At 44.0% G+C, this 450-nt stretch carries 1 pseudogene; it reads right to left on the reverse strand.

The features are described 5' to 3' along the window. Positions 1-450: pseudogene (locus AB4486_RS27555) on the reverse strand (helix-turn-helix domain-containing protein); the annotation flags it as partial.

Genomic DNA, 450 nt, shown 5'->3' on the forward strand with positions numbered 1-450 from the left:
ACCGAGCTCTGACACAGTATTCAACTCGGTTAAGAGCTCTTGATCAAAATTCAAACTGTCGTGATAAACATCCATACCGCGATAGCTCGTCTTATCCATAAAAAAAGCAAACTGATAAAAAAGCATGAGAAGAAATCCGCTGACTAATATTCCTGAGATACGAGATCGATGACGCGCGACAAAATGCTGCACCTGACGCTGTTTATACGAGTCTGGTTGCTTCGTTAAGGCTGACTCACGTTCATTGTCACCACGCTCAGTACTCGAGCTCTTTGATACTAAGGGTTCTTTAAGCGCTTCAACTCGAGGCGATTCATATTGAGGTACTTCAACTTGAATAGCCGAGGTGGGTGTTGATAGGTAGCCACCAAGCTGTTGAGGTCTGCTAAAACTGTACCCTTCCTTTTGCACCGTTAAGATTTTGCAATCACACTGAAGCGAACCTAATGC

Source organism: Vibrio sp. 10N.222.55.C6, from assembly GCF_041473395.1.
GTDB lineage: Bacteria > Pseudomonadota > Gammaproteobacteria > Enterobacterales > Vibrionaceae > Vibrio > Vibrio crassostreae_C.